Origin of the sequence: Nonomuraea sp. NPDC049152 (assembly GCF_040648355.1) — a bacterium.
In the GTDB taxonomy this organism is placed as follows: Bacteria; Actinomycetota; Actinomycetes; order Streptosporangiales; family Streptosporangiaceae; genus Nonomuraea.
On the sequence record NZ_JBEZDO010000001.1, the window covers coordinates 503,345 to 518,925 of the forward strand.

General features: G+C 68.0%; 20 protein-coding genes. 2 read left to right on the top strand and 18 right to left on the bottom strand.

The window, feature by feature from the left end:
* From AB0B45_RS02440 to AB0B45_RS02475, 8 genes are all read right to left on the bottom strand, one after another.
* On the bottom strand, nucleotides 1-165 hold the full coding sequence (locus tag AB0B45_RS02440; RefSeq protein WP_358124025.1) for a hypothetical protein: 165 nt from the start codon (nucleotides 163-165) through the stop codon (nucleotides 1-3).
* Nucleotides 162-422 (bottom strand): hypothetical protein, encoded by a 261-nt coding sequence (locus AB0B45_RS02445; RefSeq protein WP_358124027.1) that lies wholly within the window; start codon nucleotides 420-422, stop codon nucleotides 162-164. Before AB0B45_RS02445 ends, AB0B45_RS02440 begins: the two co-directional genes overlap by 4 nt.
* A 9-nt stretch (nucleotides 423-431) precedes the next feature.
* Complete coding sequence (locus AB0B45_RS02450) at nucleotides 432-719, bottom strand: hypothetical protein (RefSeq protein ID WP_358124029.1); 288 nt, start codon at nucleotides 717-719, stop codon at nucleotides 432-434.
* Nucleotides 720-729: 10 nt separating this feature from the next.
* A complete protein-coding gene (locus AB0B45_RS02455) occupies nucleotides 730-2,526 on the bottom strand; it encodes a hypothetical protein (RefSeq protein WP_358124031.1) in 1,797 nt (598 codons plus the stop codon).
* Between the two features lie 266 nt (nucleotides 2,527-2,792).
* Nucleotides 2,793-3,275, bottom strand: a complete 483-nt coding sequence (locus AB0B45_RS02460; protein ID WP_358124033.1) for a hypothetical protein — start codon at nucleotides 3,273-3,275, stop codon at nucleotides 2,793-2,795.
* A gap of 163 nt (nucleotides 3,276-3,438) precedes the next feature.
* Nucleotides 3,439-4,725 carry a PBSX family phage terminase large subunit gene (locus AB0B45_RS02465; protein ID WP_358124036.1) on the bottom strand — a complete coding sequence of 429 codons (1,287 nt, stop codon included), beginning with the start codon at nucleotides 4,723-4,725 and terminating at the stop codon, nucleotides 3,439-3,441.
* Complete coding sequence (locus AB0B45_RS02470) at nucleotides 4,722-5,210, bottom strand: hypothetical protein (RefSeq protein WP_358124038.1); 489 nt, start codon at nucleotides 5,208-5,210, stop codon at nucleotides 4,722-4,724. Before AB0B45_RS02470 ends, AB0B45_RS02465 begins: the two co-directional genes overlap by 4 nt.
* An 18-nt stretch (nucleotides 5,211-5,228) precedes the next feature.
* Nucleotides 5,229-5,960: a ParB/RepB/Spo0J family partition protein gene (locus AB0B45_RS02475; protein WP_358124040.1), complete on the bottom strand. Its 732-nt coding sequence runs from the start codon at nucleotides 5,958-5,960 to the stop codon at nucleotides 5,229-5,231.
* A 71-nt stretch (nucleotides 5,961-6,031) separates the two neighbouring features.
* Here AB0B45_RS02475 and AB0B45_RS02480 point away from each other — a divergent pair, with 71 nt between their 5' ends.
* Entirely contained in the window at nucleotides 6,032-6,415 is a 384-nt protein-coding gene (locus AB0B45_RS02480) for a hypothetical protein (protein WP_358124042.1), read from the top strand.
* Between the two features lie 6 nt (nucleotides 6,416-6,421).
* Here the strand turns inward: AB0B45_RS02480 and AB0B45_RS02485 are convergent, their stop codons facing one another.
* Both AB0B45_RS02485 and AB0B45_RS02490 read right to left on the bottom strand, forming a co-directional pair.
* A complete protein-coding gene (locus tag AB0B45_RS02485; RefSeq protein WP_358124044.1) occupies nucleotides 6,422-7,207 on the bottom strand; it encodes a DNA adenine methylase in 786 nt (261 codons plus the stop codon).
* Between the two features lie 269 nt (nucleotides 7,208-7,476).
* Complete coding sequence (locus AB0B45_RS02490) at nucleotides 7,477-7,641, bottom strand: hypothetical protein (RefSeq protein ID WP_358124046.1); 165 nt, start codon at nucleotides 7,639-7,641, stop codon at nucleotides 7,477-7,479.
* Nucleotides 7,642-7,709: 68 nt separating this feature from the next.
* Between AB0B45_RS02490 and AB0B45_RS02495 the strand changes: the two genes are divergently transcribed.
* Nucleotides 7,710-8,000 carry a hypothetical protein gene (locus tag AB0B45_RS02495; protein ID WP_358124048.1) on the top strand — a complete coding sequence of 97 codons (291 nt, stop codon included), beginning with the start codon at nucleotides 7,710-7,712 and terminating at the stop codon, nucleotides 7,998-8,000.
* Between the two features lie 17 nt (nucleotides 8,001-8,017).
* Here AB0B45_RS02495 and AB0B45_RS02500 read toward each other — a convergent pair whose 3' ends face one another.
* The 8 genes from AB0B45_RS02500 to AB0B45_RS02535 all read right to left on the bottom strand — a co-directional run bounded on the left by AB0B45_RS02500 (nucleotide 8,018) and on the right by AB0B45_RS02535 (nucleotide 15,555).
* Nucleotides 8,018-8,998: a tyrosine-type recombinase/integrase gene (locus AB0B45_RS02500; RefSeq protein WP_358124050.1), complete on the bottom strand. Its 981-nt coding sequence runs from the start codon at nucleotides 8,996-8,998 to the stop codon at nucleotides 8,018-8,020.
* Between the two features lie 25 nt (nucleotides 8,999-9,023).
* Complete coding sequence (locus AB0B45_RS02505; protein ID WP_358124052.1) at nucleotides 9,024-9,242, bottom strand: hypothetical protein; 219 nt, start codon at nucleotides 9,240-9,242, stop codon at nucleotides 9,024-9,026.
* A gap of 232 nt (nucleotides 9,243-9,474) precedes the next feature.
* Nucleotides 9,475-9,684: a helix-turn-helix domain-containing protein gene (locus AB0B45_RS02510; RefSeq protein WP_358124054.1), complete on the bottom strand. Its 210-nt coding sequence runs from the start codon at nucleotides 9,682-9,684 to the stop codon at nucleotides 9,475-9,477.
* Between the two features lie 375 nt (nucleotides 9,685-10,059).
* Nucleotides 10,060-10,452, bottom strand: coding sequence for a hypothetical protein (locus AB0B45_RS02515; RefSeq protein ID WP_358124056.1), 393 nt, complete (start codon nucleotides 10,450-10,452; stop codon nucleotides 10,060-10,062).
* A gap of 526 nt (nucleotides 10,453-10,978) precedes the next feature.
* A complete protein-coding gene (locus AB0B45_RS02520; RefSeq protein ID WP_358124058.1) occupies nucleotides 10,979-11,665 on the bottom strand; it encodes a hypothetical protein in 687 nt (228 codons plus the stop codon).
* A 102-nt stretch (nucleotides 11,666-11,767) separates the two neighbouring features.
* Complete coding sequence (locus AB0B45_RS02525) at nucleotides 11,768-12,433, bottom strand: hypothetical protein (RefSeq protein WP_358124060.1); 666 nt, start codon at nucleotides 12,431-12,433, stop codon at nucleotides 11,768-11,770.
* Nucleotides 12,434-14,076: 1,643 nt separating this feature from the next.
* The gene (locus tag AB0B45_RS02530; RefSeq protein ID WP_358124062.1) at nucleotides 14,077-14,931 is read right to left on the bottom strand and encodes a hypothetical protein; all 855 of its coding nucleotides are present in this window, start codon (nucleotides 14,929-14,931) and stop codon (nucleotides 14,077-14,079) included.
* 93 nt (nucleotides 14,932-15,024) lie between these two features.
* Nucleotides 15,025-15,555, bottom strand: coding sequence for a J domain-containing protein (locus AB0B45_RS02535; protein ID WP_358124064.1), 531 nt, complete (start codon nucleotides 15,553-15,555; stop codon nucleotides 15,025-15,027).
* Nucleotides 15,556-15,581: the final 26 nt, after the last annotated feature.

The window sequence follows — 15,581 nt, forward strand, 5'->3', positions numbered from 1 at the left end:
TCACGTGTGCTCGATCTCCGACAAGGCGGCAGCAAGCTGAGTCCAGCCCTCAGCGATGGAGACCTTTGCCTCGACCATCGCCGGGTTGGGCTCACACTCAGCGCGCTCCAGGACCTCGGCGGCATGGGACGCGGCCTGCCGCCATGTGATCGTCTGGTCGCTCATCCGGCAGCCGCCGACCAGTGCCAGGTGCCCGGCTCGGTGCCCGGCGGGATGTTGAACTCGTGGAATCCGCCCATAGCGCCAGGCGTGAACACCCACAGGTGCACGTGGAAGTCGGAATCGAGCGGCGGGACCGCGGCGAGGCGCACCCCTTCGGGGTCGAGCGTGTCCACGTCGGCGGTCACGATCGCCGCCCTGATCGCGTGCAGGCCCTGCTTGCCCCGGTAGCGGACGATCTGTCCGGTCGTCGGACGATCCATGGAGACTCCTTAGATGACGTCGATCAGCCCGGTAGGCAGCACCGGCCGTTCGATCACGCCGGTGATCCGCACCCACAACTGGTAGGTGCCTTCGGTGAGCTGGGTCGCTCCGGGGCCGATCAGGATGCGGGCCTCCCGCCCTCGACCGCTGACCTGCCCCCACGAGGCAGGCCGCCAGTCCCCCTCGATGGGCTCGACTCCAGGAGTCGTGAAGGCAGCCTCCACGCCCTCCGTGCCTGAGGCGCCCTCGATGGGGATGTACAGGTAAACCTTCGACAGGGAGGAAATGCCCTCCATCTGGCCCTCCCTACGTGTGTGGTGAGCTTGCCGACCAGCGGATACGTCGTCGTCCAGCGCTCCAGATGACGCGGGCCGTAGACGCTGCCCACGTCGGCGCGGGCTGGCCCGCCGTCCACCGGCTCGCTGGCGAGGCCGCCCGCCACGCGGTGCGGGCAGCGCCTGCCTTCAGCGGCTGGGTCTTGTGCAACAGCGGCGTGATGGGCAACGCCCGCTCACCAGAGCGGACGAGGCCGAGCGTCCCGGGGAACATCCGGTCAGCGAGGCCTCGTTCGCCTGCCGTGCCGAGCGTGCGACGGTGGACCTTCCAGACCGCAGCCGCCTGATCCCGGTCGGCAGCCGTGCCCACCAGCCGCACGCGGGCGGGCCGAGCGGTCAACGCGGCGCTGACGTCCGAGGCCTGACCGACCTGATAGATCTTCACAGCCCGGATCGGCAGCGCCGACTCAGTCTCCACCGCGGGGTCGACGCCGCGGCCGCCGCGGACGATCACGGCTCCGGCGTCGTCGCCCTCGCGGGCCTGGCCGACGAGCCGAGCCCGGACCGGCCTGGCGACGGTAGCGGCGTCGATCTGCGCGGCCGCCCCAACGGTGCGGACTTTGACTGGCCTGATCAGCTGCGCCGCGCCGACCTCGCCGACCGCGCCCACGGTGCGGCGATGCACCGACTTGATCGAGGTAGCCGTCTCTTGCGAGACGGGCTGCGCGAGCAGCCGCCGCTTCCGCCGCACAACGGGCAGCGCCTGGTGGCCGCCGCCAACCTGACCGACCGTCCCCGTGATGGGCCCGCCCCCAACAGGGCCGAGCTTGGTCGGGCCGATCGCGACGTCGTCGAGGTAGACCCGGCCCGACGACTCGCTCGTCACGTGGAACTCCGCCGTGGACGGCTTGCCGCCTGGCCAGGCCACCGTTGCCGACGTCACGTGGTTGGTGTGGGTCGTGGAGTCGGCGCTGAGGTACGTCCACACCTCGACGGTGCCGTTGCCCGCGGAGTTGATCGTGTACCGGAACTCGATCCGCACCCACTGATCAGCCGGGATCGCCGTCCCCGTGGTGGCCACGTTGGTGGTCGCCGAGCTGGTGTAGACGTAGATCTTGTTGTCGCTGTTGATCCACGCCTTGCTGACGATCCCCGTGGGGCCGTTCAGCGCGAACAGACCGCGAAACCCGGTGAAGGAGCCGGTCCGGTACACGTACAGACGCGAGCAGAACACGTCGCCCGCCATCGCGACCGATTGCCAGTCGAGGTGTGTGTCGCTGTCCACCCCTGGGTTGATCACCGCCAGGCCAGGGCCGTGTGTGAACGAGGTGGTGTAGTAAGCCAAGCCGACGACGTTGGTGAAAGCGTTGCCGCTGGCGCCGCCCGAGTTGCCGACCGTGATGGCTGCGTTGGCGCTGCCGCCGTTGAACGAGTTGGTCAGCGGACCCGATGGCGGCGTGGGGGCGGGCGCGATCCTGGCCAGCATGATCGCCCATCGCGGATTGGTCGCTGTGGTCGCGAAGTTGACCGTGACCGGCCCGGCGCTGAGCACGGCCCCGGACTTACGCACTGCGATGCCATCCGACTGGCCGCCGTTGTCGAACGCTTCGCCCACGTCGCTCGTGCTGCACGTGCCGGCGCCGCTGTAGTCGTTGCCTGCGCCGATCACCCACTCACCGGGCTGGGCGCTGATCGACGCATCGGTGACGTTCTGCAAGGTCGACGACGTGCCGAACAGGCCCGCGAGTGGATTCGCGGTGTCGGCGCCCGTCACGACGAACACCTTCAGCGCACAGTCGTCGCTGTTGACCGTCAGCGTGACGGTCATCCCTGTCTGAGCAGAGGCCAGGGACGCGGCATAGATGCCTGACCGGCCAGCTGGCGCTGAGGTCTGATCACCCGTCCATGCGCTCGTAGCGGCCGACGCCGACAGAGTGAACGTCGACGCTCCGGCCTCGGTGAAGCACATCGCCACGAGCACGGCTCCGGCCGGTGCGTTGAATGGCGCGGTCGTCGTCGTGCCGCCCGCGCCCGCGAGCTTGATGGGCGGCGAGGCCAGGAAGGAGATCGGCAAGGCTCGGCCCTCTGGTTTTGTTACACCGGGGTGGCGCGGAAGAAGCCCGCGGCGGAGATCTGCGCGAGCACATCGGAGCCGTCCGGTGTGATCACGAAGTCATGGCAGGTGAGCGGGATGATCGCCGAGTCAGGGGAAGCCGACGCAGGCTTGTAGGCGACGACGAGCTTGGACCAGCCGCCGGACGCGACCAGCACGCTCGTCCATGTCTGGTCCGGGATGTCGAGGTCGAGCCTGTCGTTGACGTCGTCGGGCACGACCACGTTCAGGTCGGCCGCCGTCAGCGACTTGCGGGCGTAGCCGTTGCCTGCCGGGACCTCGTTGGTGGAGCCGATGACGACGTCGGCCAGGGTGTCCTTGTCGCGCAGGACCGCGTCGGTCTCCAGGCCGCTGGTGGCCAGCGCAGCGACCACGAGCGTGGAGCCGGACGGGTCGGCGTTCTTGACCCGCCAGTAGAACTCGGCCACGCGCCCCAAGCTGATGTTGAAGGTGAAGTCGGCCACAGCGTCTCCCTAAAGGGTGAAATGGTCTGGCGGTGCGGCCCGACCTGCGCTGCCCCTCAACAGCATCAGGCCGGGCCGCACCGGGGCTCGACGCACGCGGGTGGGACGTGCGGAGCGGCGCACCCCTCAGCCCGCCACAGATTGGGGGTGCGCGTTCAGGGGGTCAGAAGGCAGGCTGCAGCATCGGCAGCCAGGCCGCCTGAGTGGTGTGCAGGGCATACCTGACGGCGTCCAACGCGTGGTCGTCGACCTTCACGGGGGCGTCCTCGCCGCGTTCGGCTTTCTTGTCGTCCCACGCGTAGCTGCCGACCTCGTCGAGGAACCCGGACACCGACCGGTGAATCCGCAGGTGGTCGGCCGCCAGCAGGTTCGACACGGTGCGGATGCCGTCGTTGACGGAGTTGTCGCCCATCGTCGGGGTGAACCCGTCCCGCAGCAGTTGCGTGATGAACGACGCGGCGGACGGGTCAACGACCACCCACTGCGGCCGCACCCCGTGCGTGCCCGGACCGTAGGTGCCGGGCACGTTGTCCAGCCAGTCGGTGAGCTTCTGCGAGTACTCGCTGTCCGTGAGCTGGCGCCGCTCCCTGCGGGAGTCCCACCGGAACTCCGACGCGAGGTAGACGCGGCGCTGCCCGGCGTTGTCCGGGGTGGACACACCGACGAGGATCGCGTCAAACGGGTTGACCGTGCCATAGTCCACACCCACGCTGAGCCAGCGCTCCATCAGCGGCAGCTCGTCAACGACGTGCCGGTCCGGGTCGAACATGTCGTAGATGGCGCCCTCGGCCATCACCCAAAGCCCCTGGATGAACCGCTTGTACCAAAGGCCGGTGTACTCCGCCTTGAGCGCGGCGACATACGACGGGTCCAACGCCTTGTTGTCGTCCAGGGTGAAGTGCCAGTGCCGCAGGTCCAGCTCGTGCTTACGGTCGAGGAACTGCCGCTTAAGCCAGTGATTCGGGGCGTCCGGGTTGGTGGTCGCGAACAGCTTCGCGCCCTTCACAGACAGACGGGCCAGCAGCTGATCCCAGAACTCCTTCTCAATCAGCGTGGCCTCGTCCACGTACGCCCCGGCCGCCGTCATGCCTCGCAGCCGGTTCTCCGACCGGGCGTCGTTCGAGCTGATGATCTCGACCCGCCGCCCGAGGATGTTCGCCGTGGGGGCGCCGCGGGTGTAGATGATGCGGCGCGCGATCGGGCCGGTGATCGCCGGGTCCGTCAGCGGGTCGAACACGTTACGAGCGATCGTGTCGCTCGTCTTGCCCACGATGACCAAGCTGCCGCCGCGGGGCGCGTTCGCGATGTAGATCAACCAGCGCAGCAGGCTGGCGATCGTCTTGCCCGATCGGATCGCGCCCGACCAGATGTTCAGGCGCGCCGTGGACTCCGCGATGCTGCGCTCCTGCTTGGGCGACAGCGTCAACGGGCTCGTCGTCGGAGTGCTCACAGGTCGTCGTCACCCGACTCGATCTCGACAAGGACCTCGGCCTCGAAGATCGTGTCCGTGTCCGGGTCGGGTATGGCGTGGCGCTGCTGGAGCTGGATCAGCATGTTGCCCAGCAGCGACGCCATGTCGCCGTCCGCGACACCGTTGCGGTTGATCAGGTCCAGTCCGAGCAGGCTGGAGCGCCGGTTGATGCACTTGAGCGCCGTCTCAGCCGCCGCGACCTCGCCCTTGATGACCTTCGGCCACAGGCTGGCCATGATGCGGTCGAGCCGGTCGATCTCCAGCTTGAGCAGCTGCTCGCTGGCCATCTGCTCCTGCTTGGCCGCCCGCTGCAAAGCCCGATCGATGTCCTTGGACACCGACGCCGCGCCCGAGTAGCCCAGCCGCTCGGCGATGACCGTGGGCGACACACCCGCGATCCGCATCTGCACCGCCTGGTAGCGGCGCTGGGACACTTCGACCTGGCGTGCCTTGCTGACAACCATGAGGGGACTCCCGGTCTGCTAGTCGGCGTAGGCCCGCAGCGCGGCCAGGACGATCTGCGTGGTGCTGGCGGCGCCGTCGCGGGCCCGGATACGGCCGAGCAGCGCGTTCACCTCGTCGTGCTCGGCGGCGGTCAGCGTGAGGAGAAGGTCAGCCGTCAGGCCGGCCTTCGGGCGGGGCGGGGGCACATCGTCCTCGTGGCCGTCGTCACCGCCGTCGTCGTCCAGGTCGTCCTCGTCGTCGAGGTCGATACGCGGCCGCGCCCGCGGCCGCTCCTGCTCGTCGTCGTCGCCGGCGGCCGCCACGGCGGGCCGGCGCTCGGCCGGGCTGTCCTCGACGATTTCGATACCGCTATCAAGGTTGGCGAGCAGGTCGTTCAGGTCATCGTCGTGCCAGCCGGTGCCGTCGAGGTCGTCGAGGCCGCGCAGCAGTTCGGCAAGCACCTGGTCGTCGTACGCCCCGAACTCAGCGGTCCGGTTGTCGGCCAGCATGATCCGGGTGGCGATGTCGTCGTCCACGTCGATGACGAGGGCGGGCACCTGCTCCAGCCCGTTGGCCTTCGCGCCGCGCCAGCGGTGCTCCCCGGCGATGATCCGCATCCGCGACTTCTGGACAAGGACGGTGCCGTAGAAGCCGTTCTTCGCGATCGACTCGGTGATCACGTCCACGTCGCCCTTGTGCGGGTTATGCGGGTGCGGCTCCAGGTCGCCGACCGGGACCATGCGGTATGTCTGAGAGACGATGGCGGGCACAGCACCTCCAGGCGAGGGAAATGGTGGACAATGGGCCTGCACAGGCGCAGGGTCGCCCAGCGAGGAGAGCCATGAGCGACGATTTCGACGAGATTGAGTCCGCCATCGCGCGTCTGCCCCGCGACTATCTGGATGACGTGATCCGCGCGCAGCGGGAGGCAGCAAGCGCGGCGCCTCCACCGCCGAGCGTCATCCCGGAGCCCGAGTGGCCGTATCCTCCAAGGCACCCGCTCGGCGGGGTCGTTCGATTCCGCTGTCCGCTCGGCTGTCCCTGGTACCACGACGAGAACCCCGGCGCCGAGAGACCCGGACGATTTATGCTGCCGGTCGGTTTCACCAACGAGGACGTGGCATCAGCGATCACCTTGGAAGCCGAAGCCCGTGGCAACGCCATGCGCCTTCGGGTGGAGGATGCCATTGCTGCGCACTTCGCCGCCGACCATGCCAACCGCTAAGAACGACTACCTGTTGACCCAGATCGACTCGACCGCCACGGTGCGGACGTCCGACGACGCCTGACGCACCCGATAGTCGATGCGGCGCCACCCGGACAACACCTCGTCGTACAGCTCCGACCGGTACCCCGACAGGACGACCGCGCCGCGGCAGGAGTTCAGGAGCTCCAGCAGGGGACGGTGCTCGTCGTCGGCGTCCATCTCCTTGACGTACCGGCCCGACCCGGCCGCGTTTCGCGTGCTCCGAAGGTAGGGCGGGTCCAGGTAGAACGCCGTGTCCGGGGAGTCCATGCGGGCGACGAGCTCCAGCGCGTCGCACTGCTCGATAAACGCCTCCCGCAGCCGGGCCGCATGCCAGCGCAGAGCCGCGCCCATCCGCTTCGCGGTCATCGGGTTGTTCACGCGGGTGCGCGACGTCGGCCGCCGCCACGATGCACCGGCCTCGCCTGAGCGGGACTGGGTGCACTGGATCCACCAGCGGCGCGCCCGCTCCAGGTCGGTCGCGGTGGTGTCGCCGAGCTTCGCCGCCTTGTGCTCGGCGCGGGCGTACGGCGTGAGCTGGACGGCGCGCTGCAGGTCGCGGGGCCGGTCCCGCAAGGTCCGCATGAACGCGACCAGGTCGCCATTGATGTCGTTGATCGTCTCGATCTTCGCGGGGTCCTTGGCGAAGAACACCGCAGCGGACCCGGCGAAGGGTTCGACGTACACCTCGTGCTTGGGCAGGAGGGAGGCGAGGAAGGGTGCGAGTCGGCCCTTGGCACCGTAGTACTGGAACGGAGGGCGCAGCGCCACGGGCGGTCCTCCTCGAGAAGTGCATGCGAAAGAGCCGGTGTCTCGTGTCGGTTCACCGGCTCATGCGTTTTGTCGTTATGTCGCTGACCTGCGAAAACGTCTCAGATCGACGCTAACAAGATCAGCATTAGGAGCTATCCGATAACACCAGGACACTCACGAAAGTGCCCCAACGCGAGCCTGGGACGCGTGAAACTCGCGTGATCAGCGTACCGAATGCGCAGCAACGCGACGGATGCGACGAATGCGCAGATTCGCGCGCCGCCGCATCACCAGACGCGCACCAGCCGGAACTGCTCGACATCCTCGGCGTGATCCACCGAGAACCGGCACCCCCCGCACACCACGCGAGCAGTCCACGTGCCCAGGTTGAGCGAGCCGCAGTGGTGAATCCACGCCGACTTGTCCAACGCGTTCGACCTCGACCTGGGCACGCTGCCCTCCTACGACACAGGCGGACCCATCTCGCGCGAACCTCGCGCGACTCCACGACAATGAAGCCATGCCTTCGCTTCCCTCAGACAACGAGCCGCACGGCATAATCAGGGGCATTGTCGCGCACGGCGGCACCACCACCATCTACAACGCAATCCGCGACGTCGCCCCGGCCTCCGAGATCAGTGACGAACAGGTCGAGAAGATCGCTCAAGCGCTCGCGGCCAAGGCCGAGGCCGCCGCTCTCGCCGAACGGCCCCGCCAACGCCGTCGCGAGTGGATGCTTCTCATCGTCGGTCTCATCGGCGGGGCCCTGCTGTCCATCCCCATCGGTATCTGGATCAACAGCATCAGCTAAGTCGGCAGCACTGAGCGTCACTCCACCGCCGACGCCACCAACTGAGAAGGATCTCTTTCCAGCTGGTCCCGAGAATGCAGGTAGATCAGCGTCGTCTCGAACGACTCATGACCCAAGGCCTCCTGGATCTCGCGCGGCTTCGCACCCCGCACCTCCGCGATCGACGCCCACGTGTGCCGCAGCGCGTGCGGGGTCACCTTCGACGCGATCCCGGCCTGCCGGGCGATCCGCTGCACCAGCTCCCACGCCTTCTCCCGCGGCAGCGGTCGGCCCGAGGCCGTAGCGAACAGCGGCCCACGAAGGTCCCGCAGCTCCACCCCGGCCCGGCGCGCCCGCTCAGCGAGGTAAAGATCCAGCACGTACGCCGTCTCCACCGGCAGCTTCCGAAGGTGCGGCTTGCCGCCCTTCAACGTCAGCCGCAGCGTCCGATACCCGCGCGCGAACCCCAGGTCGTCGATCTCGGCGCCCACCGCCTCGGTGATGCGCAACCCGAGCTGGACCAGCATCCGGATCAGCGCCGCGGTGCGCAGCCGCTCCCGGCCGTGATCCTTGTCGGCGGCCTCGACCAGGGCGTGCGCCTCGTCCTCCGTCAGCGCCGTCGTCTCCGAGTGACGGCGAGGGATGTTCGGCCGGTCCGCCTCCGCGAACGGGTTGAACCGGGCGGCGTCGTTCTTGATCAGGTACTTGTACCAGGCCGACACCGCTGACATCCGCTGCGCCACCGTCTTCGGCGCTGGCGGGTCGTCCCCGGCCTCGACCGCGGTCTCGACCATCCACCGGGCGTACAGCTCGGCGTGCCGCACCGACATGTCCAGCGGATCCAGCCCGGTGCGCTGGCAGTACGTGAACCACGGCCGGATCGCCCGCCGGTACGCGTCACGCGTGTTCGGCGACCGGCGGGTCTCCAGCCACATGTGCGTGATCTCAATGACGAGCGGCGGCAGGTCGAGCGGTAGCGCGAGGTCGCCGCGCGGCGCCTGGACGAGCTCGGCCGTCACCGGTCCACCTCATGCCGCTTGTCGCTCATTCGGTGTGGCCGTCTCGGGCGAGTTGGTCGCCGACGTACAGCACGGCGTGGGTGAGGGCTTCGAGGCGCTCGCCTATCGCGAGGAGCGTGGGTTCGGTGCGGTCGTCGCCGGGGGTGAGGCGGAGGAAGCGTTCGTTGGCATCCCGGAGGGCATCGAGGGCCATCTGTCGGTGTTCGCTCATGGGGGTCTTCCGTTCGCGAAGGGAGATGATCACTCGCGAGCGTAACACGGAGAGCGGAACATAACTTGGATTATGTTCCGGTCTTAGCGATCTTGAGATGAGCGATCCGACACGAGGAGAGAGAGCCCGCCGAGGACGCAGACGGCAACGACGCTCACGACGAGTACGGCCACCGCGCCCAACCACCCAAAGTCGGCGACCATCGCCGCGAAGATCCCAACGAACGGAACCAACAGCAACAGCCCGCCAGCGACACGCCTCACGATCAACCCGCCGCCGTCTTCCGCGCCCGACCCCGCGGCCGCAGCAGCGCGCCCGCCTCCTGCAGCAGCCGATGCACGAACCCGTACGAGCGGCCCGTCGCCAGCGCCAGCTCACGAATCGACTCGCCCGAGGAGTACCGGCGCTTCAAGTCCGCCTTCAACCGCTCACGGTCCGCGCCCGACACCCGCGCATGCTTCCGCAGCTCCACCATGACATCCACCCCGTTTCGCTTCACGCGGCCGACGCCAACCGCTCCCGCAACGCATCCCGGTCCTCCGGCTTCTCAGGCACCGGATCGCCACGCCAGATGCAACCCTCGATCGTCGCCAAATCTGCGAAGTCGTACACGACCTCACGGCCGGCCCTGCCCACCACCCGCACGCCATACCGGCGCGCCCACTGCCGAATCGTCACCGCCTCCCGGCCCAGCCGAGCAGCAGCACTCTTCGCCGTCGCAGGGGACAAGGGCACCCCCCCAACAACGAAAAACCCCCGAACCGAACCGGTCCGAGGGCACACGTCTCTCCGTCGCGACGAAGTGTTACACACCCGCGCGCCCACTGCCAAGTCGACAGCGGAACCGCTATCAGCGCGGCGACTCGTCCTCCACCCGCGCCGACGCCTCCCCCTCCGAAACATGCGTGCCACACGCCGCGCACACGTAGAAGCCCGCCTTCACGTCCCACCGGAACGACCGCTCACCACACGAACACCGGGCCGGCGTCCACGCGGGCGGCTCATCCCCCACCACACGCTCGAGCAGCATCCGCCACGACAGCGCGAAGTCCACCAGCCCAACCAGGTCCTCACAGACGAGGACGCTCTCCAACCGGCCCGACTCCGTCAGCCACCCCACCGCCCGCGACCGCGCCACCGCCGACCGAACCCCCGTCAACCTCCTTCCCGCCTCCAGCCACACCCGCGCCCGATCCTCGAAATCCAGCAGCTCACCCGTCAACTTCTCCAGCAGATCCCCCACCGGCGACACCGCAGGCTTCGGCCGCGACCCCGACACGCGCGACCACTTCGACGGCGGACGAAACCCATCCACCTCCCGCGCCAACTGCGAAGCGAACGCATCCACCTCCGACAGCGCATTCCGCACCGTCCCCCGGCACGTCCCACACACCAGCGGCTCCCCCGGCCGCCACCGAACCACCGGAACCTCCGGCTCAGGCGGACACTCCCCCACCTCGCCGCGCCTCACCCACGCATCCACCAGATCCGCATGCTCCTCACGAGCCCGCTCAAACCGAGCCCACGCCCGACGCGACCTGCCATTACACGGACCCACACACGCGCCCCGCACCACCGACACACCAGAAGCAAGAGCAGACACGACACCCCCAACCCGACGCCGAAACCCCCACAACACTACAAGATCAACTTGTTTGCGCAGGTACCCAGGCGAATGCTGCCCTGGCCAGCACCGAACCAAGATCCCCCGGGGCGCGCGAAAGCGCCGGACCGGTCGAACGGTCCGGCGCTGGTCAGCGCGTCGCGCGCTACACGCGCACCTGCGCGCGCTCAGCCAGTCTCCGCGCGCTGTTGGCGTCGCGCTCTACCTCGTGCCACTCGCGGCGCTGCGTGTGCGAGCGGAGTGCCTGCAACAGGTAGAGCGCTGCGGCCAGGTACTGCCCGGACTTCTTGGCGCTGTCCTTCGTCGCGCGGTTCTCGACTGCGATGTACTCGGCCGAACTCCAGACGACCAGCAGAGTGCCCCTGTCGTTGCGGCCCACGTTCACCTCAAGGGCTACGCCGTACTTGGCCAGGACGGCAAGGCACAGTCCAACCGCGTGCTTGACCTTCGCAAGCTGCTCGCGCTTCTGCGCTTCCCGGCTCGTGAGGTGCAGTGACGGCAGGGTCGCCACGAACGGGGGAACGCCCTGTGCCGACAGGGTGTAGGCGCTCCATGGGGCGTTGCGGGCCAGACCGGTCACGATGAACGGGCGGCCCCGGTACTCCTTGCGCTGCCCGTGGTAGGTGACGTGGCTTCCGGGCGGCATGTACGCGGCCAGGGCGTGACGCGCTTCGAGCTCGATCTTGAGCGCGCCGCGCCGCAGCATGCCGCCCAACTCGCATGGGATGGACTGCTGGGTGCACGTGCGGCACGTGGCCGTGTGATCGTTGACGGCTACCCGCGCGTTAAGGGCGTGGTTGCGGGCAAGCTCGGCTTGTTCGCGTCTGATCATGGCTGGGTCCTCCTGTGGCGGTTGTGGCGTTGGGGTGTGGCGGGGTGTGGCGGGGCGGGGCGGGCGCGCCCGTGGTGGCGTCACGGGCGCGCCCTGGTGCTGCTAGGCGTCGGCCTTGACCTCGTCGGCGTCGGCGGTGGCCTCGACTTCGGTCTTGGCATCCGCCTCGGTGGTCAGGGCCGCGATGATCTCGGAGACCTGCGCCCACGACAGGTCGCGGTCGGCAATCACCTCGTCATAGGTGGCCTCGACCTGCGGGGCCTTGAACTTCTCGGCGAACTTCCAGACCAGGCGAACGGCGGCCACGTCGGCGGCGCGCTTGGCGGCGGCCTTGCGGCGGGCCTCGATCTCCTTGCGGTACTCCGCCATGGAAGGCAGTTCCGCCAACAACTTCTGAACCTGCGACGCGGACGTGCCGGGGATCTTCCCGAGGTCGGTCAGCGTGGCCTTACCGAACCCAACCTGGGCAGCGACGTGCATACCGATCAGGGCGTAACTGGAGAACTTCGCCATGTTCTTGCCGGTGCCACGAGTGGCGATGCACTCGGCGGGAAGGCCGGTCAGCTCGTCGCCGGTGATGATGCGATCCGCGACGCTGCCCTCGTTCTCGCTGGTGGCCAGCGTGTCGAGCTGGCCGGTAGCGGCCAGACCGATCACGGTAAAGCCGGTCGGACGGGAGACGCCGAGTCGGCCAAACGTCTTCGGGTGGGCAACGGTCACGGACTCGATCGCGTCGAACAGTGCGGCGGGGTTGGTGTTGAGCTGCATTGATCTCGCCTTTCTGGCGGTTGGGGTGCCCGCCCGGACGGTCCGGGCGGGCGGGGGTTGGTTAGAACTTGCGCGGGTCGTCGATAGCGGTGCCGCTATCAGCGCGATGGATGATGCGCGGGGTGCGACGTCGCCGGATGCGCCGCCACCTGATGAAGAGCCCGATCGCTGCGGCTCCGAGTGCGATCATTGCGGCCCACCATGCGAGCGTCACCGCAGCGTCTGCGACGGCGCTGGACAGGTTGACTGAGTCGATTGCGTCGAGCGTCGGACTGTCGGACGGTCCGGGGGTGGGACTGTCGGACGGTCCGGGGGCGGCCACAACCGGGGTCATGGTCGGTCCGGGCTCGCCCGGGTCGCCCTTCGCTCCGGGGTCGCCGGGAGGTCCGGCGGGTCCGGTCGGTCCGGGCTCGCCGGTACCAGCGGGACCGGTCGGGCCTGGGCTGCCGTCCTTGCCGTCCTTGCCTGGCTTCCCGTCGTCGCCGGACTTGCCGGACGTTCCGGGCTCGCCCTGCTCGCCCTTCGGACCAGCGGGACCGGTCGGGCCCGTCTCGCCGGGCTTACCGTCCTTGCCAGGCTCGCCCTGCGGTCCGGGGTCGCCCTTCGGTCCGGGGACGGGTGAGCTTGTCCCGGGAGGTCCGGACGGTCCGGGGTCCCCCTTCGGTCCGGTGTCGCCCTTCGGTCCGGGGTCCCCCTTGGGTCCGGGGCTGCCCTGCACTCCGGGCGGTCCCTGCACGCCGGGGTCACCCTTCGGTCCAGGGTCGCCGGGGTCACCCTTCGGTCCCTGCGGTCCGGGCTCGCCGGGGGGTCCGGTGACAGGGACGCTCACGGTCACTGTCGGGGCAGGGTCGGCAGCGACCAGCGTTGCACTGGTCGTACCTCCTGCCAGCGTGTAGGCGAGTAGGAGCGCCGTGGATGCGCCTGCAAAGGCCCACGCTGCTCTCTCGCTCGTTCGTATCTGCACATGACAAAACGTAGACCGACATGGACATTCAGGGAACCAGATTTGATAACTGTTTTTCGGCGGTTTGGACACGTTTAGATCACGAGCTGCGTGCCTGGTAGGGGCATATGTCCATGACAAGGCACGCGAGTTTTCGCGCCTGCGTTCGGGTCAGACGAGGGTCCGTCACAGCCTAAACCGAATGTCTGTTCGCATGTTCGCGTGGGCGGCTGATCGTCTGCGTTGGCACCGAAGCGGACATTTCGCCGCCCAGCGACCAGTCACAGAGCCTCCGTCTCTTTGTGATCTTGCTTTGGTAGCTATAGCGCTCTGAAATCAACGTAGAGCGACGTTGATCTAGAGGGGTCTCCTGCCTGGTACCAGGATTGACCTGTTCGCGTCTCTCCGTGGAGCTCAGAGCGTCCTGTGCGGTGCGTCGTGTCTCTTATGGTGCGTCAGTCGTTGTCTGTTGCGTCTGTAGGCATGCGAAAACCCATCAGCGACGAGGAGGTGGGCTCGGCTCTGATGGGTTTCGGTGTGTTTGTGGCGCTGTTTCAGGCGGTTTCCGCGTGGTTTCCGTTGTCCGGCGCAGTGGGGGTATCCACCTCGTGCCTGGTGGGCGAGCTGCTGTCTTGGTAGCGGTCCGCCAACGGTGTGCGGCTGGTGAGCAGTGGGGCTGTGTGTGCTGCCCACTCCTCGATCATGCTTCGTCCTTTCGTGCCTTGCGGTCGGCCGCGCATCCTCTGCACGGCTCCTCGGTGTGGTGGATGGGGCACCGGCCGGCGCTCGTTCTGCTCGCCGCGGTGGTGGTGGGTGCTCCTGGCAGGTAGGGGCGGGAGTCCTGCTGGAGGGTGCGGCGGATGTAGGCCTGCGGGTTGCGGACGTTGCCTTTGCCCTTGTCGAGGATGGTGCGTCTTACCCAGGCGGCGTGGTCTCGGGTGATGCGTTCCGCAGTGAGTGGCCCGAGAAGTCGGGTGATCATCTCATCTAGTCGATCAAAGTCGTCGTCAGTCTGGCCGACCCGGTACGGACCGTCAGATGACTGACTAGATGTATTTGCACTAGGGACCGGGACGGGACGGGACGGGACGGGGTTACGAACTTCTTCCGAACTTCCCCCCGAACTTCGCCCGAAGTTCTCCCGAACGTTCGCGGTGTGTTCGCGCGAACGCTCCGGTGGTTCCAGCTCGCGCGGACCATCCGTTTCCGCAGATGAGGGACCATCCTGGCGTCTCCTGGCGCGCAGCTTCCGCATGCGTTCGCGTGCAGCTTCCCTGTCCGCGTTCACCTCCTCAGCCGTTGGGTTGTAATCAATCCAGTCATGAAAAGTGAAGCCGTTGTCAACGCGTTCCCACAGTCCACACTCGACGAGATCCTTCGCGAGACGCTTCGCACCGGGCAGCAGACGGGGCAGTACGGCGTCCGGGATGAACCCCTCAGTGAGGTTGGCCGACGACCATGACCCGGCCACCGTCCATAGGCCGATCGCGGCCGCCTTCGTCACCAGCGTCTTGCGATGGCTGTGGAACCCGTCATCGACCTTGAACCAGGTCACGGGCCGCCTCCTTCTCGGGTGTTGCTAGTTGATCTGCTGGAGCCACTGAGGGAAGAGGCGCCCCGTCACCGTAAGCGGTACCGCTATCAGCCGTCATCTCGCTCTCGGCGCCCGCCCCGTCATGTCGTACGTCTTGCGCCGGCCAGGGTCGGACAGAATGTGGTACGCCTCCCCGATCTCCTGGAACCTCTGCGCCACCGCGGGGTCAGGGTTGACGTCAGGGTGAAGCTGCCGGGCCAGCCTCCGGTACGCCCTCCTGATGTCGTCCTGGCTCGCAGTCTTGGTAACGCCGAGCAGGCCGTACAGGTGCCCGGCCGGGGGCGGCGCAGGCCTCCGCGGTGGGCGCGGCGGGGGCGGTGTGCGGACGCGAGGTTTGCCGGTGCAGGTGACGGCGTGCGGCATCATCCGTTTCGCCGGGGGGACGAGCGGCTGATCCGCCGTGATCCGCCGGGATCTCAGCACCCCGTGGACGTCGCGCCAGACGGCGGTGTTGCCGTCCGCGTGCGGGGCCAGGTCCACGGGGAACGTCGCGCCGCTCTCGGTGCGGGTCCACCAGACGTCCTTCCCGCATGGCAGCTTGTCCTTCGTGCCCTTGCATGGTCCGCGGTCAGATCTGGGGAACACGCTGCCTCTCCCCGTCCGGCAGGAAC

Bases quoted from the DNA above. Each gene is read 5' to 3' on its own strand.
- AB0B45_RS02440 (WP_358124025.1), bottom strand. From the start codon at position 165: ATGAGCGACCAGACGATCACATGGCGGCAGGCCGCGTCCCATGCCGCC.
- AB0B45_RS02445 (WP_358124027.1), bottom strand. From the start codon at position 422: ATGGATCGTCCGACGACCGGACAGATCGTCCGCTACCGGGGCAAGCAG.
- AB0B45_RS02450 (WP_358124029.1), bottom strand. From the start codon at position 719: ATGGAGGGCATTTCCTCCCTGTCGAAGGTTTACCTGTACATCCCCATC.
- AB0B45_RS02455 (WP_358124031.1), bottom strand. From the start codon at position 2,526: ATGACCGTCACGCTGACGGTCAACAGCGACGACTGTGCGCTGAAGGTG.
- AB0B45_RS02470 (WP_358124038.1), bottom strand. From the start codon at position 5,210: ATGGTTGTCAGCAAGGCACGCCAGGTCGAAGTGTCCCAGCGCCGCTAC.
- AB0B45_RS02480 (WP_358124042.1), top strand. From the start codon at position 6,032: ATGAGCGACGATTTCGACGAGATTGAGTCCGCCATCGCGCGTCTGCCC.
- AB0B45_RS02495 (WP_358124048.1), top strand. From the start codon at position 7,710: ATGCCTTCGCTTCCCTCAGACAACGAGCCGCACGGCATAATCAGGGGC.
- AB0B45_RS02510 (WP_358124054.1), bottom strand. From the start codon at position 9,684: ATGGTGGAGCTGCGGAAGCATGCGCGGGTGTCGGGCGCGGACCGTGAG.
- AB0B45_RS02520 (WP_358124058.1), bottom strand. From the start codon at position 11,665: ATGATCAGACGCGAACAAGCCGAGCTTGCCCGCAACCACGCCCTTAAC.
- AB0B45_RS02525 (WP_358124060.1), bottom strand. From the start codon at position 12,433: ATGCAGCTCAACACCAACCCCGCCGCACTGTTCGACGCGATCGAGTCC.